Source organism: Variovorax sp. Soil_C_33 (genome assembly GCF_057656935.1).
Map to the genome: position 1 here is coordinate 18,715 of NZ_JBDGJK010000017.1, position 25,990 is coordinate 44,704.

The 25,990-nt window shown below is 68.6% G+C and carries 15 protein-coding genes; 3 read left to right on the forward strand and 12 right to left on the reverse strand.

Features of this window, described 5'->3' with window-relative positions:
* The 10 genes from mdcA to glgB all read right to left on the reverse strand — a co-directional run bounded on the left by mdcA (window position 1) and on the right by glgB (window position 21,571).
* A complete protein-coding gene (gene mdcA / locus AC3A6B_RS23175; RefSeq protein WP_487838997.1) occupies window positions 1-1,683 on the reverse strand; it encodes a malonate decarboxylase subunit alpha in 1,683 nt (560 codons plus the stop codon).
* 56 nt (window positions 1,684-1,739) lie between these two features.
* Window positions 1,740-3,113: an SLC13 family permease gene (locus tag AC3A6B_RS23180; RefSeq protein ID WP_487838998.1), complete on the reverse strand. Its 1,374-nt coding sequence runs from the start codon at window positions 3,111-3,113 to the stop codon at window positions 1,740-1,742.
* A 159-nt stretch (window positions 3,114-3,272) separates the two neighbouring features.
* Window positions 3,273-4,187 (reverse strand): LysR family transcriptional regulator, encoded by a 915-nt coding sequence (locus AC3A6B_RS23185; protein WP_487839111.1) that lies wholly within the window; start codon window positions 4,185-4,187, stop codon window positions 3,273-3,275.
* 210 nt (window positions 4,188-4,397) lie between these two features.
* The gene (locus tag AC3A6B_RS23190; protein WP_487838999.1) at window positions 4,398-9,548 is read right to left on the reverse strand and encodes a malto-oligosyltrehalose synthase; all 5,151 of its coding nucleotides are present in this window, start codon (window positions 9,546-9,548) and stop codon (window positions 4,398-4,400) included.
* A complete protein-coding gene (treZ, locus tag AC3A6B_RS23195; RefSeq protein ID WP_487839000.1) occupies window positions 9,541-11,385 on the reverse strand; it encodes a malto-oligosyltrehalose trehalohydrolase in 1,845 nt (614 codons plus the stop codon). Before treZ ends, AC3A6B_RS23190 begins: the two co-directional genes overlap by 8 nt.
* The gene (gene glgX, locus AC3A6B_RS23200) at window positions 11,382-13,553 is read right to left on the reverse strand and encodes a glycogen debranching protein GlgX (RefSeq protein ID WP_487839001.1); all 2,172 of its coding nucleotides are present in this window, start codon (window positions 13,551-13,553) and stop codon (window positions 11,382-11,384) included. The genes treZ and glgX overlap by 4 nt, the downstream gene beginning before the upstream one ends.
* Window positions 13,550-14,257: a mechanosensitive ion channel family protein gene (locus tag AC3A6B_RS23205; protein WP_487839002.1), complete on the reverse strand. Its 708-nt coding sequence runs from the start codon at window positions 14,255-14,257 to the stop codon at window positions 13,550-13,552. The genes glgX and AC3A6B_RS23205 overlap by 4 nt, the downstream gene beginning before the upstream one ends.
* A gap of 23 nt (window positions 14,258-14,280) precedes the next feature.
* Window positions 14,281-17,622, reverse strand: a complete 3,342-nt coding sequence (treS, locus tag AC3A6B_RS23210; protein WP_487839003.1) for a maltose alpha-D-glucosyltransferase — start codon at window positions 17,620-17,622, stop codon at window positions 14,281-14,283.
* 12 nt (window positions 17,623-17,634) lie between these two features.
* Window positions 17,635-19,677 (reverse strand): alpha-1,4-glucan--maltose-1-phosphate maltosyltransferase, encoded by a 2,043-nt coding sequence (locus AC3A6B_RS23215; RefSeq protein WP_487839004.1) that lies wholly within the window; start codon window positions 19,675-19,677, stop codon window positions 17,635-17,637.
* A complete protein-coding gene (gene glgB, locus AC3A6B_RS23220; RefSeq protein WP_487839005.1) occupies window positions 19,667-21,571 on the reverse strand; it encodes a 1,4-alpha-glucan branching protein GlgB in 1,905 nt (634 codons plus the stop codon). Before glgB ends, AC3A6B_RS23215 begins: the two co-directional genes overlap by 11 nt.
* Window positions 21,572-21,752: 181 nt before the next feature.
* Here glgB and AC3A6B_RS23225 point away from each other — a divergent pair, with 181 nt between their 5' ends.
* Window positions 21,753-22,013, forward strand: a complete 261-nt coding sequence (locus AC3A6B_RS23225; RefSeq protein ID WP_487839006.1) for a hypothetical protein — start codon at window positions 21,753-21,755, stop codon at window positions 22,011-22,013.
* Between the two features lie 15 nt (window positions 22,014-22,028).
* On the opposite strand, the gene AC3A6B_RS23230 is transcribed toward AC3A6B_RS23225, so the two are convergent.
* The gene (locus tag AC3A6B_RS23230; RefSeq protein WP_487839007.1) at window positions 22,029-22,934 is read right to left on the reverse strand and encodes an NmrA family NAD(P)-binding protein; all 906 of its coding nucleotides are present in this window, start codon (window positions 22,932-22,934) and stop codon (window positions 22,029-22,031) included.
* 142 nt (window positions 22,935-23,076) lie between these two features.
* Between AC3A6B_RS23230 and AC3A6B_RS23235 the strand changes: the two genes are divergently transcribed.
* Window positions 23,077-24,045, forward strand: coding sequence for an AraC family transcriptional regulator (locus AC3A6B_RS23235; protein ID WP_487839008.1), 969 nt, complete (start codon window positions 23,077-23,079; stop codon window positions 24,043-24,045).
* On the opposite strand, the gene AC3A6B_RS23240 is transcribed toward AC3A6B_RS23235, so the two are convergent.
* Window positions 24,042-24,953 carry an SMP-30/gluconolactonase/LRE family protein gene (locus tag AC3A6B_RS23240; protein WP_487839009.1) on the reverse strand — a complete coding sequence of 304 codons (912 nt, stop codon included), beginning with the start codon at window positions 24,951-24,953 and terminating at the stop codon, window positions 24,042-24,044. The two genes, AC3A6B_RS23235 and AC3A6B_RS23240, sit on opposite strands and share 4 nt — an antisense overlap.
* A 120-nt stretch (window positions 24,954-25,073) precedes the next feature.
* On the opposite strand from AC3A6B_RS23240, the gene AC3A6B_RS23245 reads away from it, so the two are divergent.
* Complete coding sequence (locus tag AC3A6B_RS23245; protein ID WP_487839010.1) at window positions 25,074-25,850, forward strand: SDR family NAD(P)-dependent oxidoreductase; 777 nt, start codon at window positions 25,074-25,076, stop codon at window positions 25,848-25,850.
* Window positions 25,851-25,990: the final 140 nt, after the last annotated feature.

The following is a 25,990-nucleotide window of genomic DNA, read 5'->3' on the forward strand; positions in this document are numbered from 1 at the left end:
CTACCAGTTTCTGAAGCGCTTGGGGGGCTGGTACAACCCGCCCGAGGCGCGCACCAGGTCGCGCATGCTGCGGGCGGCCAGCAGGTTGCGCGTGGCCTGGCGCGGATCGATCCCCAGGTCCTGCGGCCGGCGGATGACGCCGCGGTCGCGCAGGTTCTCCACCGCGCGCCGGTCGCGCGCCAGGCCCACCGCGGTGTAGCCGGCCACGCCGCGGATGGCCTGCTCGCGCTCCGCGTCGCTGCGGCACAGCAGCAGGTTGGCGATGCCTTCCTCCGTCAGGATGTGCGACACGTCGTCGCCGTAGATCATGATCGGCGGCAGGTCCATGCCGGCCTGCTCCTGCAGCGTCCAGGCATCGAGCCGGTCGACGAAGGCCGGCTGCATGTGCTCGCGAAAGGTCTCGACCATCTGCACGACCAGCTTCTGCCCGCGCGGCGTGCCGGCCGCGCCGCTGCGCCCGGCACGCGCCTCGCGCCCGGCCTTGAGCCAGGCCGGGCTGGCATGGCGCCGGCCGCGTGCATCGGCGCCCATGTTGGGCGCACCGCCGAAGCCGGCGATGCGGCCCAGCGTGGCGGTGGAGCTGTTGCCGTCGAGGTCGATCTGCAGGGTCGAGCCGATGAACATGTCGCAGGCGTAGTGGCCGGCTGCCTGGCAGAAGGCGCGGTTGCTGCGCAGGCTGCCGTCGGGGCCGGTGAAGAACACGTCGGAGCGCGCGCGGATGTAGTCCTCCATGCCGAGCTCCGAACCGAAGGAGTGCACGGACTCGACCCACCCCGCCTCGATCGCCGGGATCAATGCCGGGTGCGGGTTCAACGCCCAGTGCTTGCCGATCTTGCCCTTGAGGCCGAGCGACTCGGCATAGGTCGGCAACAGCAGCTCGATCGCCGCGGTGTCGAAGCCGATGCCGTGGTTCAGGCGTTGCACGCCGTATTCGGCATAGATGCCCTTGATCGCCATCATGGCCATCAGCACCTGGACCTCGCTGATCTGCGCGGGGTCGCGCGTGAACAGCGGCTCGATGAAGTTGGGGCGCGGCGCCTTCACGACGAAGTTCACCCAGTCGGCCGGGATGTCGATGCGCGGCAGCGTCGTGGTCTTGCCGTCGACCCATTCGTTGACCTGGGCGATCACGATACCGCCGGAGAATGCCGTGGCCTCGACGATGGCCGGCGTGTCCTCGGTGTTGGGGCCGGTGTAGAGATTGCCTTCGGCATCGGCCGCCTGCGCCGCGACCAGCGCCACCTTGGGCGTCAGGTCGACGAAGTAGCGCGCGAACAGCTCGAGGTACGTATGGATCGCCCCGATCTCGATGCGCCCGGCCGACACCAGCTTGGCCAGGCGTGCGCCCTGCGGCCCCGAGAAGCTGAAGTCCAGCCGGGCGGCCACGCCGTTCTCGAAGATGTCCAGATGCTCGGGCAGTGCCAGCACCGACTGCACCATATGCAGGCCATGGACGCGCTGTGGACCGACCTGCACCAGCGCCTGCGCCAGGAAGTCGGCCTGCTTCTGGTTGTTGCCCTCGAGGCAGACCCGGTCGCCGGGCGAGAGCACCGTTTCGAGCAGGGTGGCGATCGCTTGCGTTTCGACACGCTTGCCGGCGAGCCGCGCCCCGAGTGCAGCGGCCGCGCGCGCCAGCCGGGCGGCGCGGTCGTCGGCCTTGGAGGTCCAGGATCTGGAGTTCATGGGAGTCCGATGGGGTTGAATGGATGTCGGCCGGATGAGAGGGAAGAGGCGCCGCCTCACAGCACCACGAAGAGCAGCCACACCACCACCGGGGCCACCAGGGTTACGATGGCGCCGTACACCATCAGCTGCCGGAAGAACACGTCGCGGTCCACGCCCTTGGCGTTGGCGAGCACCAGCGCGCCATTGGTGGAGAACGGGCTGACGTCGACGATGGTGGAGGACACGGCCATCGCCGCGATGAAGCCGACCGCGCCGACGCCGGCATCGCCCTGCAGAAACGGCACTGCCAGCGGGATCAGCGAGCCCAGCACCGCGGTCGACGAGGCGAAGGCCGAGACCACGGCGCCGACGAAGCACAACAGCAACGCGGCCACCATGGGCGAGGTGAGACCCGCCACGCTGTGGCCGACGAAATCGATGGTGCCCATCTTGTCCATCACGCCCACGTAGGTGCTGACACCCACGATCAGCATGATCTCCGGCCACGACACCTGGCCCAGGGCCCGCTTCTGCAGATTGGGCGCCATCAGCGTCAGCAAGAGGCCGATGGTGATCGAGACGAAGCCGATGTCCTGCTTGAAGAACAGCGTCAGCACGGCCAGCGCCAGCAGACCCAGCACGGTGACGATCTGGTAGAGGCGCGAACCCTGGTCGGCCGGGACCGCCGGCGCCGCGTCCATGAGCGACTCGCCAGCCGCAGTCGCGACGCGCCGCTCTTCCGCGAACGATTCGGCCTCCGCGCCGCCGAACACTTGCGCTCCGCCCTGTGCATGCGCCGTGCGGCGCGTTGCCGGCACTGCGCCGGTCACGTCGGCCTTCTGGCGCACCAGTTTCATGCCGCCCATGAGGAAGAACAGCAGCAGCGACACGGACAGGTTGATGCCGAGGCTCGCCAGCATCGTCGCGATCTCGTTGAGCGGCAGGCCGGCCTTGGCGACGATCTTGTTGGTGATGCCGCCGTAGATGCTGATCGGCGAAAAGCCGCCGCCCTGCGCGCCGTGCACGACCATCAGCCCCATGAGGAGCGGATTGATGCCGTACTTGGCAGCAAAGCCCAGCGCGATCGGCGCGATGATGGCCACCGCCGCCGGGCTGACCGCTCCCACCGCCGTGAGCAGCGCGGCGATGAAGAACATGATCCACGGAATGGCGGCGATGCGCCCGCGCACCGCGCGCACCGCCAGCTTGACGAGCCAATCGATGGTGCCGTTGTTCTGCGCCAGCGCAAACAGGTAGGTGATGCCGACCAGGGTGAGGAACAGGTCGGCGGGAAAGCCGCCCATGATCGCCTTGGCGTTCATGCCGGCCACCAGCGTGCCGACCAGGAAGGCCCCGACGAAGGCGATCACGCCCATGTTGATCGGCAGCACCGTGGCCAGCACGAACATGCCGATCAGTGCGTAGATCGAGATCCAATGAGAAGTCATCAATGCGTCTCCGGGGGTTTTGGGGTTCGACGCATCGGCTGTGCATCTGGGTGCGAACGGTACGCACCCCCTCCGGGACGATCAATGAAGCGGCGGCGTCGACCTTTACGCCAACTGAAACGATCGAGGGTTAACCCGAGTCACGCCCTTGTCGCGTGCTCAGCCGAGTTCGGCTCTTGCAAGGCGGCACACCGCCAGCAACGCGAGCAGGTTGGGATCGCGCTCGCGCGTGCGCAGGAAATTGAGCGCAATCGTCTGGCGCATCAGGTACCTGGGCTGCAGCGGGATCAATTGCACGTTTTGCGGCATGACGCCGCGCACCCGGCCCGGCAGCAGCGTGCAGCCGACGCCGCCGCCGACCAGGTTCATCAGCGAGAAGATGTCATCCGTCTTCATCACCACGTTGGGTGTGAAGCCGGCGATGCGGAACGTTTCGACAAATCCGCTGTAGGTGACGAAACCCTCGCTCAGGCTGACGAAGCGTTCGCCGGCACAGGCGCCCAGGTCGATCTCCTTCTGGGCCGAATAAGGGGAGCCCACCGGTGCGGCGAACTGGATGTCGTCCTCGAACAGCGGTTCGGATTCGACATCGGAAGCATTCTCGGGGATCGCCATGACAGCGGCATCGATGGCGCCGTCGCGCAGCTTCTGCAGCAGGTGCGCATTGGACCCGAGCACGAGCTCGGTGTGCAGGTCCGGCTTGCGCAGCTTCATTCCCATGATCAGCCGCGGCACTGTGCGACTCGTCAGAGAGTAGAGCGAGCCGATTCGGATTCGATCGGCCGAGTAGCCGGCGACTTCTCGCGTGGCGCGGATGCCCGCCGACATCGTGCGCAGGACATCGCGTGCCACCTCCGCCAGCGCCTGCGCCGCCTCGGTCGGGTGCAGATTGCGGCCCTCGTGCCGGAACAAGGCGCAGCGCAGCCCCGATTCCAGTGCATGCAGGGCGCGATGCACGCTCACGGCGCTGATCTCGAGCTTTTCAGCCGCGCGGGCCAGATTGCCGGTCTCCATGAAGACCAGGAGGATTTCGAGCCGGCGGAAGGTGATCTCTTCGTCGACGTGGAGGTGCATGGTCGGATTGCGGGATGGATGCGAATCGTAAGGCAGCCGACGCCAAGCGCTATGCGCTGCTTCCGGGCGGAGCTTCCCCGCAGCACCTTCACCGTGTCGATCCACTGGAGCCGCCGCTTCGAGTCGGATCCGGCACACCAGTGGATGCGGAATCTCTTCGTCGGTCTTCAAGGACAAGGGACGCTGATGGTGCAGCGATGCGACCTCCATTCAGGCCCTTCCCGGAAGCTTCCACAGCGCCGCACCGGGAAAGCTGCCCAGCGCGGCTGAGAGGCGGATGACGCCGCCCTGCACCTCGAGCGTCTCGCCGGTCAGCAGGTTCTCGAAGGCGGCTCCGTCGGGCGTATCCTGCATGTGCACGCTCGTGTCCTGCCACGCATCGCCCAGCGGCAGCTCGCCCTCGGCGGCGACGAGGCCGGTGAACAGCCGGCCCGCGATCAGCACCAGCTCTTGCTCGCCGTGCCGGCGTGCGAAGGCGACCACGTGCCCGGCCTTCGCGCCGCCGGCGGCCAGGCGTTCGTAGCTTCCCTCGCGGAACAGCACAGGGTGCGTGCGTCGAAGCGACAGCAGGCGCCAGATGATCCAGAGCTTGGCCCGGCCGTCGTGCGGTGCGCGCGCGAGCGCGCTCACGCGTGCTGCGACGTCGGGCGCCTTGGCCAGCGCATCGAGCGCGTCGAGCAGCTGCTCGCGAACGCCAAAATCCACCGGACGGCGGTTGTCTGGATCGACCAGGCTCAGGTCCATCAGCTCGTTGCCCTGGTACAGGTCGGGCACGCCGGGAGAGCCGTATTTCAGCAGCGCGAGCGAGAGGCTGTTCAATGCGCCGAACCATGCGAGCCGCGCGGCCATGACCTGCAGCTCGTCGAGAAAGTGGTTGTCGGGCCCGGGCCTGAGCAGCGCGCGCGCGAAGCCTTCGAGGGCGCGCTCGTAGCCTTCGTTGGGATTGGTCCAGCGGGTGTTGAGCTTGGATTCGCGCGCCGCCTTCTGCATGTAGCGCACGATGCGTTCGGCGTAGGGCTCGCGCGTCGCGTCGTCCAGCCCGCCGGGCGGCAGGGTGCCCAGCAGCGTCTGGTAGAGCAGGTACTCGTCCGCAGCCGTTGGCGCGCCGGCCGGTGCGCCTCGGGCTTCCAGCCGCCTGCGCACCGGCCGGGTGAAGCCGCGCCAGCGCCGCAGCGCCAGGCGCCAGGCCGCCGGCATCTCGGACAGCACGTCGATGCGGCAGCGCACGTCTTCGGAGCGCTTGTTGTCGTGCGTGGAGCTGGCCAGCATGGTGTGCGGCCAGCGCCGGCCGCGATCGGCGCTGGCCTCGTGGAACTCTGCGACCGTGCGGCCGAAGCGCGCCGGCTCGCCGCCCACCTCGTTGAGCGAGCAGAGGGGAAAGTAGCGATAGAAGGCGGTGTCCTCCACGCCCTTGGCCGTGACCGGCGAAGTGAACTGCTGGAAGCGGATCGCCAGGCGCAGCACGCGCTGCTGCAGTTCGGCATCGGCGCCGGGCACCGCGCGGCCGAGCAGCGTCTGCTGCACGAAGTCGAAGATCGTGAGATCGGCATCCTGGCTGCCGCGCTCCGCCTCGCGCCGGGCCCAGGCGATGAGGCGTTCGTCCTGCGCGGAAGGCGCCTCGATGATGTAGGTGCGGTACACCGGCAGGCAGGCCGCGATCTCGCCGAGCGCACGGCGCAGCGCATTGAAGGTGTAGTCGCGCGTGCGCCGGTCGGCGCGCGCGATGCGCAGCAGTTCGGTGGCCAGCATGGTGAGTTCCGAGGCCAGGGCGGTGCGCATGATGTCGCGTTTGCCGTCGCGCGCCAGGGTCTCGAAGTCCTTCTCGACGCCGGTGAAGTTGCGCCAGATCTTCTCGAACTTCGTGGCCGCGGCCGTGTCGACCAACACGCCGTTGGCCACGTTGGCGAAGCGGTAGCCGGTGGTGCCGTGTACATGCCAGTCTTCGGGCACCTCCTCGTCTTCGGCGACGATCTTTTCCGCCACCACGTAGAGCGGGCGCGCGGGCCGGCCTGCCGCATCCGGCGCTGCCAGCAGCAGGCCCGCTCGCCGCGCGTAGCCTTCCTGGAGCTGGCGGAAGTAGCGCGCCGGATCGTAGAGGCCGTCCGGATGATCGATGCGCAAACCCTCGACGCGGCCGGACGCGGCCAGGTCGAGCGCGAAGGACTGCGTGGCCTCGAACACTTCGTCGCGTTCCATGCGCAGCCCGGCGAGCGAATTGATGTCGAAGAAGCGGCGGTAGTTGATCTCGTCCGCGGCCACCCGCCAGTAGGCGAGCCGCCAGGCCTGCGCTTCGATCAGCGCATGCAGATCGTCGCGCATGCCCGGCAGGTTGAGCTCGGCCATCCGCCCCGCGATCGCGCGTGCCGCGTCCGGATCGCGGGCGGCAAGACGGGACAGGTCGGCCTTGAACAGTTCCTTGTCGCGGGCGCGCTCGGCCCGGGCGACGGGGTCCTCGGCATCGCGGCCCGGCAGCCGGCCGAAGGCGGAGACCGTGCTCGCCAGGCGCGCCGCGAGCTCCGAATCGTCGACCTGCGTCTCGACGCCCGCGAGCACGCGCGGATAGGTCTCCGGCGCCAGCGGGAAGCGGTGCTCGAAGTAGTGCAGCGCCAGGCTTCCGGCTTCCTCGTCGAAGCGCAGCGCCAGATCGCCGCTCGCGAGCACGTCGCCATAGTGGTCGCCCAGCACCGGCAGCAGCACCTTGCCCCTGAGCTCGGGATTGAGCGGCTGCCAGTCGATGTCGAAATGCTGCGCGAACAGCGAAGCCGGTCCGTTCTCCAGCACGTCCATCCACCATGCGTTGTCGGCGCCCATCACGCCCATGTGGTTGGGCACCAGGTCCAGCAGCTGGCCCATGCCGTGTTCGTGCAAGGCCGCGACGAAGCGGTCGAAGCCCTCGCGCCCGCCGAGCTCGGGGTTGATCTCGTCGTGCGCGACGACGTCGTAGCCGTGCATGCTGCCGGCGCGCGCGCGCTGGATCGGCGAGCAGTAGATATGGCTCACGCCCAGGCGGGCGAGGTAGGGCAGGACGCGGATGGCGTCGTCGAAGCCGAAGCCCTTGTGGAACTGGAGCCGGTAGGTGGCGCGCGGCACCGGCGTGCGGGCGCTGCCGCGGCGTTCGATGGCGGGCGCGCGGCGCGGCCGCGCTGCGGCCATGGCGGCGCACAGGCCCGCGACTTCATCGCTCGCCGCCAGCGCCTGCAGGTCCAGCGGCAGCTTGCGCTGCCAGTTCGGCTGCTCCGCAGTGGTGCCGGGCAGGTTGACCTGGTCCGTAACGCCGAGCGCGTCCTCGAGCTGGACCATCATGATCGCCGAGGGCGCAGCGGCGAGAAAGGCGTGCACCGCCTCGACCGTGCGCGGCGCCAGCGTCGGGCGGCCGGTGGCCTCGGCGACTTCCTCGGCCGACAGCAGACCCGCGCGCTCGATCTGCAGAAGCAGCCCCACGCGTTCCCGCGCGCGGTCGAGGAGCTGCTTCTCGAACAGCGACAGCTCGGGAAACAGGCCGAGCTGCAGCCGCAGCCGCAGGTCCTCTCCGCTCCACCATCCGGCCAGGGTCGGCAGGTCATGGGTGCCGATCGCGGCCAGTGCGTCGGGCGGATAGTCGGCCGCGGACTTGAACGCGCCGTCCTCCGTGCGTTCGAAGAACAGCACGCGATAGGACAGCACGTCCACGCGCGCCAGCGCCTCGCGCACTTCAGGCGCGACCGTGCCCAGGTCTTCGCCGATCACCATGCAGCGGTTGCGCCGGCTCTCCAGCGCGACGATCGCGAGCAGCTCGTCGAGCGGGTAATGCACATAGGCGCCATCGCGGGCGCTTTGCCCGGGCGGTATCCAGAACAGCCGCATCAGCCCCATCACGTGGTCGATGCGCAGCGCGCCGGCGTTCTTCATGTCGGCGCGCAGCGTGTCGATGAAGAGGCGGTAGCGGTCGGCGCGCAGGCGGTCCGGCCTGAGGGGCGGCAGGCCCCAGCCCTGGCCGCCGGGATTGAACTCGTCCGGCGGCGCGCCCACGCTGGCGCCGGCGGCAAAGCAGGCCCGTTCGCTCCAGACCTCGGAGCCCGCGCGGTCGACCGACACCGCCAGGTCGAGGTACAGCCCGACGCCCAGCCCCAGCGTCTTGCAGCACGCGTTGGCGCGTGCGAGCTGGCACTCGGCCAGCCATTGCAGGTACTGGTGGTACTGCACGCGCTCGGCATGCTGCTGCGCGAAGGCGGCGACCTCGGGGCCGGCGGGATCGCGAAAGGCCTCGGGCCATGCCGGCCAGCCCCAGACCGCCTCGTCGGCCGCGTGGAAGTGGCCCTGCAGCACTTCGAACAGCGCATGGCGGTACAACGCATCGCCGCCTTCGGCCACGAAGGCCAGGAAGGCGCGGCCCGCGTCGTCGCGCGCGGCGCTGCCGTCGGCCGACAGATGCTGTTCACGAAAGTGCGCGTAAAGAAGCTTCAGCACCTCGAACTTCGCCGCCGCCACGCCCGCGTAGTCGACCAGCGGCGCCTCGCGCAGGCGCGCCAGCCGGGTCTGGAACTCGAGCGAGTGCACCAGCTGGCGGGCCGCGTCGCAGGCGGCGAAGCCGTCGACCGCCTCGACGTCGATGTACAGCACGTTGAGCTGCCGACGCGAGGAGGGGCTGTAGGGGCTCGCATGCGCCGGGTTGTGCGGGAACAGGGCGTGCAGCGGATTGAGGCCGACGATGTCGGCGCCGCGCGCGGCCATCTGCGCGACCAGCTGCGCGAGATCGCCGAAGTCGCCGATGCCCCAGTTGCGCGGAGAACGCAGCGCGTACAGCTGCACCGCCGGCCCCCAGATGCGGCCGCTGTCCTGCAATGCCGCCGGGCGCCAGCAGCGTGCGGGAGCGCTCACGATCAGCGTCTCGCTGACCGGGCCAGCCAACCCCTCGATGCGCAGCCGGTGGTAGCCGGCCGGCAGCGGCAGCGCGAACGAGAGCTCGCGCTCGCACCAGCGCATGCCACCGTGTTCGGCCCGCGCGAGCTCCGGCAGGGACTGTGCATCGAATTCGCCCTGGTGCTGCGCGCCGGCTTCCTCGTCCAGCTGCCAGTGCAGCCAGCCGGTCGTTGCAGGAAGGCGAAGGTGCAGCAGCCAGCCCGGCGCCCCGGCCCGCACCGCATGTACCGGCGGCAGGCCTTGCGTCCATTCGGCGTGGCGGGCCGCGGCGAGCGCGTCCTCGGCCGTCGTCGCGGCGTCGATGCGGACGTCGAGTTCCGCCAGCAGGGCGATCAGGCTTTCGCGCGGCACCGCGCGCCGCGTTCCCCAGACGTCCTCGTAGCCGGTGGCGATGCCGAAGTGCGCACACAGGCGGCCCAGCGCGTCGTCGTCGTCCAGGACGACGCGCGCGGCTTCAGCCAAGGCGCGCCTCTTTCTGCAGCAGCGTCGCATGCACCGCGCCGGGCGCCAGCTTCAGCGGCGCGGCATTCGCGGCCTGCGCCGAGCCGATGGACCAGAGCAAGTCGCCGGGCGGCGCCGCGCATGCCATTTCCTCGAGCCCGAAGTTCGCAAGCAGGTGCAGCGCCGCGCCCGACCCGAGCGTCCAGTCGACTTGCAGCAGCGCGCCTTCGCAGCGAAAACGGCCGGCGCCGCGCTGGCCCGCCAGCAGAGGGGCCAGGCGCTGCCGCCGCAGGGCCAGCAGTTCGCGCACGTCGGCGAGGCGGGCGCTGTGGTGGGGAACATCACGTTCCTCCCAGCGCAGCTTGGAGACCACGAAGGTGGACTCGGCATTGGGATCGGGGATGCGCGCGCGCGCCGCCTTGTCCGCAAAGGCTTTGAATCGGCCGAACTCCTCGCGCCGGCCGCGCGAGACGGCGTCGGCGAGCTCGGGTCCGAAGTCGCAGAAGTACTGGAAGGGCGTCGACGCGGCGAACTCCTCGCCCATGAACAGCATCGGCACATGCGGCGACAGCAGCACGCAGGCCATGGCCGCGCGCAGCATCGCCGCATCGCCCAGCATGTGGATGCGCTCGCCGAAGGCGCGGTTGCCGACCTGGTCGTGGGTTTGCAGGTAGGAAACGAACGCGCCTAGCGGCAGGTGCGTGGAGGGCTCGCCGCGCGGCTCGCCGTCGCGAAAGCGCGAAGGCTGTCCCTGATAGACGAAGCCTTCGGCCAGCGCGCGCCCGAAGCGCGCCACCGGCTGATCGGCATAGTCGGCGTAGTAGCCGTCGACCTCGCCGGTGATCAGCACGTGGGCCGCATGGTGGAGGTCGTCGTTCCATTGCGCGGTGCCCGCCAGCGGGGCGCCCCGGGCGTCGCGCTCCAGCAGCGAAGCCTGGTTCGCATCGTTCTCCAGCACCACGTGCACCTGCCGCTCGCGGCCCGGCCCATCGCGCAGCGCCTCGCAGATTTCGCGCACGATGTGCTTGCCGGAGTCGTCGCGTATGGCGTGGATCGCGTCCATCCGCAATCCGTCGAAGCCGAACTCCTCGACCCAGTAGAGCGCGTTGTGGATGAAGAAGTCGCGCACCGTCCGGGACGCCTCGCCGTCGTAGTTGATGGCCGAACCCCACGGCGTCTGGTGCGCGGGGTTGAAGAACTGAGGGCAGTAGGCGTGCAGGTAGTTGCCTTCCGGGCCGAAGTGGTTGTAGACCACGTCGATCAGCACCATCATCCCGAGCCCGTGGGCGTCGTCGACCAGGGCCTTGAGCTCGTCGGGCGTGCCGTAGGCGGCATCGGGTGCGAACTGCAGCACGCCGTCGTAGCCCCAGTTGCGTTGTCCCGGAAAGTCGGCCAGCGGCATCAGCTCGACCGCGGTGATGCCCAGCTCGGCCAACGCGTGAAGGCGCTGCCGTGCGGCCGTGAAAGTGCCTTCGGCGGTGAAGGTGCCGACATGCAGTTCGTAGACCACCGCCTCCGCCCACGGCCGGCCCCGCCAGCCATGGTGCTGCCATGCATAGGCCGCGGGGTCGACGATGCGGCTCGCGCCGTGCACGTCCTGCGGGTTGAAGCGCGAGGCCGGGTCCGGCACGCGCAGGCCGTCCGGCAGGCGGAAGCGATAGCTGTCGCCGGGCCGCGCCTCGTCCAGGTCCAGGCGGTGCCAGCCTTGCGCGTCGCGCTGCATGCGATGCGTGCGCGCGCCGGCGTCGGGCCCGTGCTCCAGCGCCACCCCTTCGACGGCCGGCGCCCACAGCGCGAAGCGCACGCCGCCCCCGGGCAGCACGCCGGCACCGAAAGGCATGGCGTGCACGCGTTTCATTCGGGCTCTTCCGCGCCGCGCGCTGCACGGCTCATCAGCACGAAGGACCGCCCTTGCAGCGGGTAGCTCGGCACGGTCCAGGCCGGAGCCTCTTCCTCGGGGCTGCTGGCCTTGTCCGGCGGCAGTGCCTGCGTCGCGGTGTCGATGAGCAGGTGCCAGTCGCCGTGGTTCGCGGCCGGCAGCACGAACGCGATCTCGTCGTGATGGGCATTGAAGAGCAGCAGGAAGTCGTCGTCGCGCAGCGCCTCGCCGCGCGGTCCCCGCTCGGCGATGCCGTTGCCCGAGATCAGCATCGCGAAGCATCGCGCATGGGCATCGTTCCAGTCTTCCGGCGTCATTTCGCGGCCGTCCGGCTTGAGCCAGCACACGTCCTTGATCGCGCTGCCCTCCAGCGGCTTGCCGTGGAAGAAATTGCGGCGGCGAAAGGAGGGATGCGCGCGCCGCAGCGCGATCACGCGCTGCATGAAGGCGAACAGTGCATCGCCCTCCCGCTTCGGATTCCAGTCCAGCCAGGCCGTTTCGTTGTCCTGGCAGTAGACGTTGTTGTTGCCGTTCTGCGTGTGGCCGCGCTCGTCGCCGGCCAGGATCATCGGCACGCCCTGCGACAGCAGCAGCGTGGCGATGAGATTGCGCTTCTGCCGCTCGCGCAGCGCCAGGATCTCCGGGTCGTCGCTCGGGCCTTCGACGCCGCAGTTCCACGACAGGTTGTGGTTGTTGCCGTCGCGGTTGTCCTCGCCGTTGGCCTCGTTGTGCTTCTCGTTGTAGGAGACCAGGTCCTGCAGGGTGAAGCCGTCGTGCGCGGTGACGAAGTTGATGCTGGCGTGGGGCCGCCGGCCCGACCAGCCGTAGAGATCCTGCGAGCCGGTGAGGCGTTGCGCAAGATCGCCCATCGCGCCGTCGTCGCCCTTCCAGTAGCCGCGCACGCCGTCGCGGAAACGGTCGTTCCACTCGGCCCAGCCGTAGGGGAAGTTGCCGACCCGGTAGCCCCCGTGGCCGAGGTCCCAGGGTTCGGCGATCAGCTTCACGCGGTTGAGCGTGGGGTCCTGGCGGATCGCGTCGAAGAAGCCGCCGAGATTCTCGACCTTGCCCGATTCGCGCGCCAGCGCAGCGGCGAGGTCGAAGCGGAAGCCGTCCACGTGCATCTCTTCGACCCAGTAGCGCAGCGAGTCCATCACCAGCTGCAGCGCGCGCGGATGCTCGAGATTCACCGTGTTGCCGCAACCGGTGAAGTCGTCGTAGAAGCGGCGGTTTTCGGCGTTGGTGATGTAGTAGGAGGCGTTGTCGACGCCGCGCATGGACAGGGTGGGCCCGAGCTGGTTGCCTTCGCAGCTGTGGTTGTAGACCACGTCGAGGATGACCTCGATGCCTGCCGAGTGCAGCGTCTTTACCATGGTCTTGAACTCCTTGACCTTGAGCGAGGCGCAATAGCGCATCTCGGGCGCGAAGTAGGCCAGGGTGTTGTAGCCCCAGTAGTTCTGCAGCCCTTTCTCCGCCAGGTGGTGGTCGTTCAGGAAGCTGTGCACCGGCAGCAGCTCGACGGTGGTCACGCCCAGGCGCTTCAGGTAGTCCACCACCGGTGTGGAACCGAGTGCCGCGTAGGTGCCGCGCAGGTGCGGCGGCACTTCGGGATGGGTCATCGTGAAGCCGCGCACGTGCAGCTCGTAGATCACCATGTCCTGCCACGAGATCTGCGGGCGGCGGTCGTCGCCCCAGGTGAAGGCGGGCTCGAGCACGCGCCCCTTGGGCATCAGCGGCGCGCTGTCGCGGCGGTCGAAGGAGAGGTCACCGCGCTTGCTCCCCACGGTGTAGCCGTACAGCGCGTCGCCCCAGCGCAGCTGGCCGATCGTGTCCTTGGCATAGGGGTCGAGCACCAGCTTGTGCGGATTGAAGCGATGCCCCTCCTCAGGCTTGTAGGGGCCGTGCACGCGATAGCCGTAGGCCAGCCCGGGGCGCGCCTCGGGCAGGTAGCAGTGCCAGATGTCGTCGGTGCGCTCGCGCATCGCGATGCGCAGCCGCTCGTGGCGGCCGTTCTCATCGAAGAGGCAGAGTTCGACTTTCTGCGCATGCTGCGAGAAGAGTGCGAAGTTGACGCCCTGGCCGTCCCAGTGGGCGCCGGGCGGGTAGGGGCGGCCGGGCCAGACTGCGGTGATCTGATCGTTGGTCTTCATCGGGGGAGCTTGTCGTCGACCTTGTCGGCGGGGTTCTTGCGCTCGCGCGGCCACCATTGCTCGATGCGCTCCGCGGCCCAGTCCTTGCCGCCGAGGCCGAAGGCCAGCGCCAGCGCGAAGACCACGCCGGCCAGGATCACGAGGAAGCTCTCGCGGACGATGTCGCCGCCGACCTTGATCTGGTCGAGCGCGATCAGCACCACGAACACCATGATCGCGTACTGCGCCAGCTTGCCGAGGAACACCGCGTCCTGCAGCTTGATGTTGCGGCCGTAGGCGGTGACCGTGTCGCCGACGAAGCGCGCGAAGTAGGAGCCGAAGGCCAGCACCAGCAGGGCCACGAAGATGTTGGGAACGAACCAGACAACGCGGCCCAGCAGGTCGGTGATGTAGGTGAGGCCCAGGCCGTTGAAGGCGATCAGCAGCGCGGCGAGGATCACGAGCCAGTACACCAGCACGCCGAACAGGCTGGTGGTGTCGCCGGGCATGCCGCCCTGGCGCAGGAAGTTGTCGAGGCCGGCGCGTTCGGTGAGCACGTTGAAGTTGATCGCGCGCAGGGCTTTGACGACCGTGAAGCGCGCCAGCTTGGCGAGCAGCCAGCCGCCCAGCACGACGACGAGCGCGATCAGAAGACGCGGCAGGAACGCGCCGATCTGGAACAGGATGGCCCGCAGGGGCTCCAGGTGGATTCCGAAGCTTTCCATGATGCGTTTCTCCAGTGGCTCGTTCAGCGCGATGAGCCGGCACCGTTCAATGCCAGCAGGCCCTGCAGCGGGACCTGGACCCAGTCGGTGCGATTGTTGAGTTCGTAGCGCAGCTCGTACAGCGCCTTTTCAAGTTCGAACAATTCGAGAAGATTCGCATCGATCGGCGTCGCCGTTTCGGCCGCGGCCATGGTCTTCAGATAGGCCGAGAGGAAGGCCTCCCGCGCGGCGAGCTCCCAGTCGCGCGCCGGTGCGTCGAGCCGCTGGAGCTCGTCGGCGTTCTGCGCCACGCGCCGCAAGGCCGACCAGCGCGCGTAGTTGAACGAGCGCAGCATGCCGGCGACGTCGCGCAGCGGCGAGCCCTTGGCGCGACGCTCCTCGAAGCTGCGCGTGGGTTCGCCTTCGAAATCGATGATGAGGAAGTCGTTGTCGGCCACCAGCACCTGGCCCAGGTGGTAGTCGCCGTGGTAGCGGGTCTTGATGCCGCCGTCGGCGTTTCCGGCGGCCGTGCTGATGCGATGTTGCAGCGCCTCGTGGCGCGAAAGAAGGGCCAGCGCATCTTCCTGCGTGGTCGCGGGCAGCTGCCGCAGGCGATCGCGCAGCAGCGCCATGCTGGCGGCCGCATCGGCCAGCGCGTGCTCGCGCATGGCTTCGAAGTCTTCGGGCCCGAGCGGCTCGGGGTCGAAGGCCGCGTCCCCGGTGCGCGCGGCCAGCGCCAGGTGCAGCTCGGCCGTGCGCCGGCCGAGCACCGCCATCAGCGCGAGGAAGCCGCCGTGCGCCTGGGCCGGTGCTGCCGCGGCGATGGCATCGGCGCCCGCCGTGCGCAGCTCTTCGAGGAAGCGTTCCAGATAGCCGAGCGTGTAGACCCAGCCGTCGCCCTGGTTGGTCACGTAGGCCTGCACCATCGCCAGCGTCACCACGCGGCCGTCGTTGCCGAGGTATTCGAGCGCGCCCAGGACCGGCACGCAGTGCGGATAGCGCGCGACGCTGGTCAGGAACCAACCCATCTCGAGCTCGGGATTCACGCCCTCGCGCAGGTTGCGATAGCCCTTGAGGAACAGGGTCTCGTCGAAGGTGACGACGGTGTTGCTGCTCATCGCGCTGGGGCGGGCCACGGGCAGCGATGCGATGTCCACCGGAAAGTCGCTGAACGCGTCGGTGGGCGTGAAGCGCAGGCGGCCCGCGCTGGTGGCGATCTCCTTGCCGGCGCGGATGGCCTCGACCACCGCGCGGCAGAAGGCCTCGTCGTAGAAGGCGTCGGCCATGACGCCCACGTTGGCCTGTTGCCGCACCTTGGCCAGCGCAGCCGGCGTCAGGCGGTTGAAGCGCTCCTCGTCCTGCTCTTCCCATGCCAGCGCAAGCGGCACGAAGTAGGTCGACTGCTCGGCAGGGCCGTCGAGCCGCAGCAGCGGCAGCATCCAGCTGAACTCGCCGGCATCCCACACCGCATGGTCGACCAGCCGCGCGCGCTCGATCGGCGTGCCCTTGGAGGCGTACCAGCGCTGGATCTCCATGAAGCGCGGCAGCGTGTCGGTCTCGAACTGCGTCAGCATCCGTTCGGCCATGCCGATGCGCCACGGCATCACGCGGTCTCGGAAGAAGCTGGTCCAGCCGTCGAACAGCACCAGCGTCGGCCGGTCCTGCAGCCCGACGCCTTCCTGGTGCCAGCTCGGCATCTCGGCATCGGCCGCGAGGCGGAACCAGTAGAAGCCGTAGGAGGGCAAGGTCAGCAGGTAGGGCAGCTCGCCGATGGGCGGGAAGGAGGTGCGGCCCAGCATCTCGACCGGCACCTTGCCCTTGTAGGCCGACAGGTCGAGCTCCACCGGCTGCGCCGCGCGCGAGAGGTTGAAGACCGTGAGGATGGTGTCCTCGCCGTACTCGCTCAGGTAGGCCAGGATCTTTCGGTTGCCGGGCTTCAGGAAGATGCGCTTGCCGCGCCCGAAGGCATGGCTCGTCTTGCGCACGGCCAGCATGCGCCGCGTCCAGTTGAGCAGCGAGCTGGCGTCGCGCGCCTGCGCCTCCACGTTGAGTGCCTCGAAGCCGTACATCGGGTCCATGATCGGCTGCAGGTAGAGGCGCTGCGGGTCGGCGCGCGAGAAGCCGGCGTTGCGATCGGGGCTCCATTGCATCGGCGTGCGCACGCCGTTGCGGTCGCCGACGAAGAAGTTGTCGCCCATGCCGATCTCGTCGCCGTAGTAGATGATCGGCGAGCCCGGCATCGACAGCAGCATGCCGTTCATCAGCTTGACGCGGTCGATGTCGTTCTCCATCAGCGGCGCGAGCCGGCGCCGGATGCCGACGTTGATGCGGGCGCGAAGGTCGGCGGCATACATGAGGTACATGTAGTCGCGTTCCTTGCTGGTCACCATCTCCAGCGTCAGCTCGTCGTGGTTGCGCAGGAAGATGGCCCACTGGCAGCCTTCGGGGATCTCGGGCGTCTGCTGGATGATCTCGACGATCGGGTGGCGGTCTTCCTGCGCGATCGCCATGTACATGCGCGGCATCAAGGGGAAGTGGTAGGCCATGTGGCACTCGTTGCCCTCGCCGAAGTACTCGCGCACGTCCTCGGGCCACATGTTGGCTTCGGCCAGCAGGAAGCGGTTCTTGTAGCGCGCGTCGATGGCGGCGCGCAGCTTCTTGATCACCGCGTGCGTCTCGGGCAGGTTCTCGTTGCTGGTGCCGTCGCGCTCGACCAGGTAGGGGATCGCGTCCAGCCGGAAGCCGTCGACGCCCATGTCGAGCCAGAAGCGCATGGTCTTGAACACGGCCTCCAGAACATTCGGGTTGTCGAAGTTCAGGTCCGGCTGGTGGCTGAAGAAGCGGTGCCAGTAGTACGCCTTGGCGAGCGGGTCCCAGGTCCAGTTGGAGGTCTCGGTGTCGGTGAAGATGATGCGCGTGCCCTGGTAGAGCTGGTCGCTGTCGCTCCAGACATAGAAGTCGCGCTCCGGCGAGCCGGGCGGCGCGCGGCGCGCGGCCTGGAACCACGGATGGTCGCTCGAGGTGTGGTTGATGACGAGCTCGGTGATCACGCGCAGGCCGCGGCGGTGCGCCGCATCGAGCATCTCGCGGAAATCGTCCAGCGTGCCGTACTGTGGGTGCACGTCCTCGTACTCGGCGATGTCGTAGCCGTCGTCGCGCAAGGGCGAGGGGTAGAAGGGCATCAGCCAGATGGTGTTGACGCCCAGGTCCTTCACATAGTCGAGCTTGGCGGTGACGCCCTTGAAGTCACCGACGCCGTCGTCGTTGGAATCGAAGAAGGCCTTGACGTTGAGCTGGTAGATGACCGCATCGCGGTACCACAGCGGATCGTCGCTGCTGTCGATCTCGACGGTCTCGAGAGCAATGTGCGGTACCGGAGCGTTCATGGGCGAAAGACCTCACTGGAAATAGTCGAACTCGCGCTCGTCGCGAACCCGGCGCCGCACCCGGAAGATGTGGGCCGGCACGCTGTGCGGATCGAGCTGGACGAAGTGACGATCTCCCTGCCACACGAAGCGCTGGTTGCTCAGCAGGTCGTGCATCTGGAACGGATGCCCGGCCTCGCAATCGATGGACGCGGGATCGAGCTCGAGCCAGCCGGACTGCACGTTATGCGGGTCGAGGTTCACCACCGTCACCACCACGTTGCTGCCGTCGTCCGAGCGCTTGGCGTAGGCCAGCAGCTGGTCGTTGTCGATCGCGAGAAAGCGCAGGCCGCGGTCGGCATGGAGCGCGGGGTTGTCGCGCCGGATGCCGTTGACGCGGGCGATGAAGGGAGCGAGGCTTTCGGGATCGTCGTGCTTCCAGTTGCGCAGCTGGTATTTCTCGGAGTGCAGGTACTCCTCGCTGCCGGGCTCGCGCGGCAGGTGCTCGCGCAGTTCGAAGGCGGGGCCGTAGATGCCGTAGTTGGCGGCCAGCGTCGCGGCGAGCACCAGGCGCGCCATGAAGACCGCGGGCTCGCCGCCCTGCAGGCGCTCGTGCAGGATGTCGGGAGTGTTGGGCCACACGTTGGGACGGAAATATTCGCTGCCCGGTCCCGCCGAGAGCTCGGTGAAGTACTCCGTGAGCTCCTGCTTGTCGTTGCGCCAGGTGAAGTAGGTATAGGACTGCGTGAAGCCCAGCTTGGCCAGCCGGTGCATCACCTTCGGCCGCGTGAAGGCTTCGGCCAGGAAGATGACCTCCGGATGCTGGCGCTTGATCTCGCCGATCGCCCATTCCCAGAAAGGGAAGGCCTTGGTGTGCGGGTTGTCGACCCGGAAGATCTTCACGCCCTCGGCGATCCAGTGGTCGAAGACGCTCTTGAGCTCGGCCCACAGAGCGGGCCAGTCCTCGCTCTCGAAGTTGAAGGGGTAGATGTCCTGGTATTTCTTCGGCGGGTTCTCGGCGTACTGGACGCTGCCGTCCGGCCGCCAGCGGAACCAGCTGGGGTGCGCCTTCACATAGGGATGGTCCGGCGCGCACTGGAAGGCGATGTCGAGCGCGATCTCGAGCCCGTGTCCGGCCGCCTGCGCAATCAGATGCCGGAAGTCCTGGGCCGTGCCGAGTTCGGGCAGGATGGACTTGTGGCCGCCTTCGGCCGCGCCGATCGCCCACGGGCTGCCGACGTCGTCCGCCTTGGCGACCAGCGCATTGTTCTTGCCCTTGCGCTGCACGCGGCCGATCGGATGGATCGGCGGGAAGTACAGCACGTCGAAGCCCATGGCCGCGATCGCGGGCAGGCGCGCCGCCACGTCCTTGAAGCTGCCGTGGCGTCCGGCCTCGGTCGCCGTCGAGCGCGGGAACAGCTCGTACCAGCTGCTGAAGCGCGCCCGGTCGCGATCGGCCACCAGCGGCAGCTCCAACGGATACTGCGCCGCTAGGCGGCGGTCCGGATAGCGGGCGGCGAGCGCGGCCAGCGCTTCGTCCAGCGCCAGCGCCTTGAGCACCGTCGCATCGGCCGCGTCTGCGACGGCTGCGCTGTGCAGTTCCATGCCCCATCGGGCCAGCGTCTTGCGCTCTATGCCGTTGGCGCGTTCGGCGGCCGCCGCGATCTCGAGCGCGCCGACCTGCGATGCGATGCGGATGTCCTCGAGCTCGACGCGCCGTGCCATGTCGTGGCGCCAGGACTCGAAGGCATCGACCCAGGCCGCGACGGTGTAGCGGTAGCGGCCGATCGCGGGCGGCGCGAACTCGGCCTCCCAGACGTCGTTGCCCAGCGGCTTCATCGGCAGCTCGGCGCCGTGGGCGTCGTCCTCGCTGCGCCAGCGCAGCATCACGCGCAGCATGTCGTGGCCCTCGGCGAAGCAGTGGGCCTGCACGCGCAGCGTTTCTCCGGCCACGCGCTTCACGGGAAAGCGCCCGCCGTCCACGATGGGCAGGACGGCGTCGATCACGGCGCGCACGCGGCCGTCGGCGCCGTCGGGGTGGGCAGGAGGACGGGCTTGCTTGTCTTTATCGGCCATCTGGAGCGTGCTCTAGGAACAAGGTTGAAAGCGGCGGCAGCGTGAGGCACAGCGAGTGCATGCGGCCATGGGCGCGCACCGGCGCCGACTCGATGCCGCCGAGGTTGCCCCAGCCCGCGCCGCCGAACTCGCCGGCGTCGCTGTTGACGAGCTCGCGCCAGAAGCCCGATGCCGGCACACCGAGCAGATAGTTGGTGCGCGGCACCGGCGTCATGTTGCTGACGACCAGGAGCGGCGCTGCCTCGCCGTCGCGCGGCTTGCGCAGGAAGGCGAACACGCTGCGGTCGGCGTCGTCGGCGGCGACCCACTCGAAACCGGCGGCCGAGAAGTCGAGCTGGTGCAGCGCGGGCGTGGCGCGGTAGATGCGGTTGAGTTCCCTCACGAAACGCTGCAGGCCTGCATGGCCCTCGAGCGCGGCGACCCACCACTCGAGCTCGTCGTCATGGTTCCATTCGCGCCGCTGCCCGAACTCGCCGCCCATGAACAGCAGCTTCTTGCCCGGATGCCCCCACATGAAGCCGAGCAGAGCGCGCAGGTTGGCGAACTGCTGCCATGGGTCGCCCGGCATCTTGTTGAGCAGCGAGCCCTTGCCGTGGACCACCTCGTCGTGCGAGAGCGGCAGCACGAAGTTCTCGTTGAAGGCATAGACCAGCGAGAAGGTGAGCTTGTGATGGTGGTACTTGCGATGGACCGGGTCTTCCTTCATGAAGGCCAGGCTGTCGTGCATCCAGCCCATGTTCCATTTCATGCCGAAGCCCAGGCCGTCCATGTCGGTCGGCCGCGAGACGCGCGGCCAGGCGGTCGATTCCTCGGCGATGGTTAGCGTGTCGGGATGTTCGCGGTACACCGCGCGGTTCAGGGTCTGCAGGAATTCGACCGCTTCCAGGTTCTCGCGGCCGCCGTAGCGGTTGGGAATCCAGCCGCCGTGCTGGCGTGCGTAGTCGAGGTAGAGCATCGAGGCGACTGCGTCGACGCGCAGGCCGTCGAGGTGGTACTTGTCGAGCCAGAACAGGGCCGACGAGATGAGGAAGCTGCGGACCTCGTTGCGCCCGTAGTTGAAGATGCTCGAGTTCCATTCTGGATGGAAGCCCTGGCGCGGATCGGCATGCTCGTAGAGATGGGTGCCGTCGAAGTAGCCGAGGCCGTGCTCGTCGGTCGGGAAGTGCGAGGGCACCCAATCCAGCAGCACGCCGATGCCGCGCTGGTGCAGATGGTCGACGAAGTACATGAAATCCTGCGGCGTGCCGAAACGCGCGGTGGGCGCGAAGTAGCCGGTGGTCTGGTAGCCCCAGGAGCCGTAGAACGGATGCTCGGTCACGGGCATGAGCTCGACATGCGTGAAGCCCATCGCAATCACATAGTCGGCCAGCTCGTGGGCGAGCTCGCGGTAGCCGAAGAAGCGGCCCTCCTTGCGCCGCCACGAGCCGAGGTGTACCTCGTAGACGGACATCGGGGCGTCCAGCGCATTCTTCGGCGCGCGTGCGGACATCCAATCGCGGTCGTTCCAGCTGTAGTCGAGCGCCCAGATGCGCGAGCCCGTGGCCGGCGGCAGCTCGGCGCAGAAGGCGAAGGGATCGGCCTTGTCGACCTGCCAGCCGCCATGGCGCGAGCGAATGCGGTACTTGTAGGCCTGCCCCGGCGCGGCCTCAGGGACATGGCCCTGCCAGATGCCGAGCTCGCCGCGCGACTCGAGCCAGTCGGCTTCGCCCGACCAGCCGTTCCAGTCGCCGATCACGCTCACGGATTCGGCGTTCGGCGCCCAGACCGCAAAGTCCGCACCTCCCGTCGGCTGCAGGTGGCAGCCGAGGCGCTCGTAGAGCCGCGAGTGGGTGCCTTCCGCGAACAGGTAGCCGTCTTGGGGACCGAGGAATTGATGTTGGTATTCGGTGTGCACAGCGCGCCATTGGAGTGCCGGCGCGGCAGCGCGCAAGCGCGGCGCATGCGCTTCAGGCTGTCAGACAGCGACTCGTCTGTCAGCTCCTGTAGGCCTTTTCGGGAACAGGAGCGCGGGCTGTTCCTACGCCAGCTGCCATCGGCCTTCGCGAAGTTCGGGAAAACTCTGAAGGAGCCGCGCGATGCCCATCAGCTCTTCCGATCTCAAACGGCCTGGCCACCAGTTCGCGATCGAGAACTCGCAGGGGAAGGTGATGGTTCGCGTCAACAACGAAGCCTTGATCGCACTCGGCGCAACGCCGGACGAAGAGAGCCTCTCGGCCACCCTCGATCGCCACATGCCGCGGCTGCGCGCCCTTGCGATGCAACTGGCGGGCAGCGGCCGCTGCAGCGAAATCACCATTCGCAGCGCAGACATCTGGTGGTCTTCCTGGCGGCGCTAGCGCGACAAAGGCCGGTCACATCGCCGCGTAGACGCTGGCGAACTCCTCGGCGAAGTCCTCGAAGCGCGTGGCCGTGGTGTTGGCGGCGTTGCGCCCCGCGCTCGGCCCGACCCGGTCTTCGTCGAAGGCGCGCGTCATCTCGATGTACAGCCCGGCAAAGCTGGCCGACAGGCCGGCCTCGACCATGGCGCCGCTCATCTCGGCCTCGGAGAGCCGGACATAGGCGAGCTCGGGCTTGCCGATGCGCTCGCCCAGGATGCGTGCCACCTCGCTGTGGCTCAGGTCGCGCTGGCCGAGCAGTTCGCGCACGGCGACGCCGGTCCAGTCGCGGGCCAGCAGCGCCCGGGCCGCGACCTGGGCGATGTCGTCGGTCGCGATCATCGGAACGGCGATGTCGGGCTCGACGGTGTCCGCCATCACGCCGGCTTCCTTGATCTGCCCCAGCGCGTCGTAGAAGTTCTCGAAGAAGGAGGCCGGGCGCAGCAGCAGCAGGTGGACGCCTGCGATCCGCTTCAGCCGCTCTTCCTGCGCATGCAGGCCGGCGATCACGCCCGTGCCTTCGGCCAGGTCCGCGCCGAGGCTGCTGAGCGCGACCACATGGCGCACGCCGCTCGCGCGCAGGGCTTCGGCGATGGCCTCGCCTTCCTGGTCCTGCCGGGCCCGGTAGTCGGGCGCCCCGCGGTCGGTGGCCAGCAGCGTGTAGACGGCATCGGCGCCGCGGAAGGCCTCGGCGAGAAAAGCCGGGTCGCAGGTGTCGCCCGCCAGCACCTCAGCGCCGGCGCGTTCGAGCACGGCCAGCTTGTCGGGGTTGCGGCCGAGGGCGCGGACCTTGGCGCCTGCGGCCAGCAGCCGCCTGGCGATGTTGCCGCCCGTGTGGCCGGTGGCGCCCATGACGGTGATGGTGGGGGTGGTGTTGCTCATGTCCGCTGCTCCTTGGGTTGGGTTGACATGGCGTCTACTATCGTCGCGTAATCCAGGCCTATCAATGTTTGAAAATCGCTGATTCATGCTCATTCGTCCAGGCACGCTGGACGATGGCGCAGGAGCTCCGCATACTGCCCGCATGAAGCTCAAAGACATCTTGGTGCCCGTGGATCCGCTCGGCGAAGCGCTGCACTTCCTGCGCATGAGCGGCATCTTCTATTGCCGCTCCGAGTTCACGGCGCCCTGGGGGGTGGCGGTGCCGCCGATGGCCGACAGCCTGATGTTCCATGCCGTGACCACCGGCCCCTGCTGGCTCGAGGTCGAGGGCAGCGAGCCGCAATTGCTGCAGCCCGGCGATTTCGCGCTGGTGCCGCACGGCGCGGGTCATCGGCTGTTGAGCGAGCCCGGGGCCGAGGCGCCGGCGCTCTTCGATCTGCCGCGCGAAGAGCAGAGCGACCGCTACGAGGTGCTGCGGCACGGCGGCGGCGGCGCGCCCACCCACCTGGTCTGCGGCGCGGTGCGCTTCGACCACCCGGCCGCGCACCGGCTGGTCAAGCTGCTGCCCAGCGTGATCCGCATGGATGCGTCGGCGTCGCCCGAGGCCGACTGGCTCGGCAGCACGCTGCGCTTCATGGCTGCCGAAGCGCGCGCCATGCAGCCGGGCGGCGAAACCATCATCACGCGGCTGGCCGACATCCTCGTGATCCAGGCGATCCGCTCGTGGATGGCGCGCGATCCCGCGGCGCGCACCGGCTGGCTGGGCGCGCTGCAGGACCGGCAGATCGGCCGCGCCATCTCGCTCATCCACCGCGATCCCGCGCGGCCGTGGACGGTGGCCTCGCTGGCGGCCGAGGTCGCGATGTCGCGCTCGGCCTTTGCGGCGCGCTTCACGGCGCTGGTCGGGGAGCCGGCGATGCACTACGTGGCGCGTTGGCGCATGCATGTCGCACTGACGATGCTGCAGGAGAAGAACGCGCGGCCGGTCGAGCTGGCGAGCCAGCTCGGCTACCAGTCGGAGGCGGCGTTCAGCCGTTCCTTCAAGCGCTTCATCGGCGTGTCGCCGGGGACGGCGCGGCGCCAGCGCGACATGGTCTTGCCGGACTTCTAGCCGCCGAACAAGGGCGCCGGCAGGCCGGGGCTGTCGATGCGCACCGCGAACAGGCCGCCCGCCTCGGGCTCGGCTGCGCGCTGGGCTGTAGTCAGGCCGCTGGTCGCGCTCGTGATGTAGAGGGTGCGCAGGTCCGCATCGCCGAAAGCGCAGTTGGTGACGTGACTGGTGGGCAGCTTCACGCGGCAGAGTTCTTCGGCGCTGACCGGGTCGTGGCAGCTCACGCAGGCGCCGCCCCAATGCGCGATCCAGAGCCGGCCGGTGGCGTCGGTGGTCATGCCGTCGGGCAGGCCGTCGCCGCGCGCGAAGCGTAGCCACTGGCGCTTGTTGGCCAGCGTGCCGGCGGCCATGTCGAAGTCGTAGGCGTAGATGCGGCCGGCAACGGTGTCGTTGAAGTACATCGTCCTTCCATCGAGCGACCAGGTCGGGCCGTTGGTCACGGCGAAGCCCTGGTCATGGCGGCTTGCGCGGCCGTCGGGGTCGAAGCGGTAGAGCACACCGGTCGGCGCCTCGCAGGCGAAGTCCATGGTGCCGCCCCAGAAGCGGCCTTGTGCGTCGCACTTGCCGTCGTTGAAGCGGTTGGCCGGCAGGTCGAGCTCGGGCTGGTGCAGGTACTTGGGCGGCAGCCCGCTCGCCGCCGGATCGAAGAGCGCGAAGCCGCGGCGCAGCGTGACGATCAGGCCAGGGGCCTGCGCCCGCTCGGCCAGCGCCGAGATCTCCTCGTCGAAATCCCAGCTCTTGCGCTCGCCGCCGGTGGGGTCGAAGCGATGCAGCCGGCGCTCGAGGATGTCGACCCAGTAGAGCGCCTGTTCGCGCACCGACCACAGCGTGCCTTCGCCGAGCGTCGCGCCGGCCGGCCAGATGCAGCGCGGGGCTCCGAGAACCGTGGGCGGGGGTGTACTGTTCAAGCTTGTCTCCAGCGGTGTCCCTTGACGCGGCGGATCGTATCAAGGCATATTGATATTAGAAATCAATTATTTGCGTATTGATTGATACGTGAATTGCAATCTCATATTTTGGAGACACCCATGAGTTCCGCCCCAGCACTTTCCACCTATCCGAGCCTGAAGGGAAGGCCGGTTTTCATTACCGGCGGCGGCAGCGGCATCGGCGCCGCGATGGTGAGCGCCTTCGTGGAGCAGGGCGCGCGCGTGGCTTTCGTCGACATCGCCGAGGGCGCGAGCGATGCGCTCGCGCGGCAACTGGCCGAGGCGGGCCATGCCGAGCCGTGGTGGCGCGTCTGCGATGTGCGCGACGTGGCGGCGCTGCAGTCGTGCATTGCCGAGGCGGCCGCAGAACTGGGCGATTTCGCGGTGCTGGTCAACAACGTCGCGAGCGACGATCGCCACACGCTCGAGTCCGTCACGCCGGCTTATTACGAGGAGCGCATGGCGATCAACGAGCGGCCCGCCTTCTTCGCCATCCAGTCGGTGGTGCCTGGCATGCGGCGCCTGGGCTTCGGCTCGATCGTCAATCTCGGCTCGACCGGGTGGCAGGGCAAGGGCGGTGCCTACCCCTGTTATGCGATCGCGAAATCGTCGGTCAACGGCCTCACGCGCGGGCTCGCCAGGCCGCTGGGCGAGGACCGCATCCGCATCAACACGGTGTCGCCGGGCTGGGTGATGACCGAACGCCAGATCAAGCTCTGGCTCGACGCCGAGGGCGAGCGCGAGATCAAGCGCAACCAGTGCCTGCCCGACAAGCTGCAGCCGCAGGACATCGCGCGCATGGTGCTGTTCCTTGCCTCGGACGATGCGGCGATGTGCACGGCGCAGGAGTTCAAGGTGGATGCGGGCTGGGTTTAGGGCCCGTTTGAGTTGCCACGCTCGCCCCATGGATGGCGCCCGGCATGCGCTGCGGGCCGGTCGACCCCAGCCCTCTCCCGGAGGGAGAGGGAGCAAGACTGCAGCGCGTCCACGGAGGCGGGCGGTGTGCCCTGGACCGG